The organism is Herbaspirillum lusitanum P6-12, assembly GCF_000256565.1.
Taxonomy (GTDB): domain Bacteria; phylum Pseudomonadota; class Gammaproteobacteria; order Burkholderiales; family Burkholderiaceae_D; genus Herbaspirillum; species Herbaspirillum lusitanum.
The window spans coordinates 1-985 of the sequence record NZ_AJHH01000299.1 but is presented as its reverse complement, the minus strand read 5'-3'; the positions used below and the strand labels follow the sequence as shown (position 1 = coordinate 985).

The window sequence follows — 985 nt, the reverse complement described above, 5'->3', positions numbered from 1 at the left end:
GACATGGAACGGTTCAGTTCGCCGTCGCCGCCCGGCGCCATCATCGCGGTCGGCACCGGCACCATTGGCGTGGCCCTGTATCCCGACGGCAGCGAACATGTGGTCGACGGCTGGGGCTTTCCCTCGGGCGATGACGCCAGCGGCGCGTGGATGGGACTGCGCGCGATCAATCACGCGCAGCACGTGGTCGACGGCCGTGCACCGCATGGCGCCTTGTCGACGGCAACGGTGGCGTTTTGCGAAGCGGATGGCACGATCACCAACCGCGTCACCAACCCCGTCATCCATCCGGGACGCAGCGAACGCGACATCGTGCTCGACTGGCTGTCGCAAGCCGACCAGGCTGCTTTCGCCCGACTCGCACGCCTGGTCATCGCCCACGCCGCCGAAGATGAGGCGGCACGCACGATCCTGATCCAGGCAGCGGCGGAACTGGAACTGATGGCCGCCACGCTCGATCCCGACCGGCAATTGCCGTTGGCGTTATGCGGCGGACTGGCCGGCGCGCTGCACGATTATTTCTCGCGCCGCGACGTCGTTGGCATGAGGAACCTGATGCACCCGCAAGCAGCTGACGACATGTCCCGGCGACAGCAACTCGTCACGCGGCTGCACGCTGCTGCATTCAGCGACTGCGTATTTGCAGCGCTCGGCAAAGGCGCAGCCGGCCGGCAGGTTGCTCAGGTCCGGCGGCGCACCGCCGATGGTTTCCAGACGCTGGCCTTTTTGCATGGCGCCGTGGCTGCGGCTCTTGAGCAGGGACAAAGTATAGGGATGGCGCGGTCGCGTCAGCAACTCCGCCGCCGGGCCTTGCTCGATGATCTTGCCCGCGTACATGACGGCGATGCGATCGGCCACTTCCGCCGCCGCGCCGATGTCGTGGGTGACGAAGACGATGGACAGGCCGAGCTCCTTTTGCAGGTCGCGCAGCAACAGCAGGATCTGGATCTGCACGGTGGCGTCGAGCGCCGTGGTCGGCTCATCG

1 protein-coding gene and 1 pseudogene are annotated in these 985 nt (G+C 66.6%); one reads left to right on the top strand and one right to left on the bottom strand.

Annotation, left to right across the window (positions count from 1 at the left end):
* Positions 1–3: 3 nt before the first annotated feature.
* A pseudogene (locus tag HLUSI_RS27850) lies at positions 4–396 on the top strand (BadF/BadG/BcrA/BcrD ATPase family protein); the annotation flags it as partial.
* Between the two features lie 87 nt (positions 397–483).
* Here HLUSI_RS27850 and HLUSI_RS31460 read toward each other — a convergent pair.
* Positions 484–985: ABC transporter ATP-binding protein (locus HLUSI_RS31460; protein WP_162098061.1), on the bottom strand; the 502-nt coding region annotated here is incomplete at its 5' end.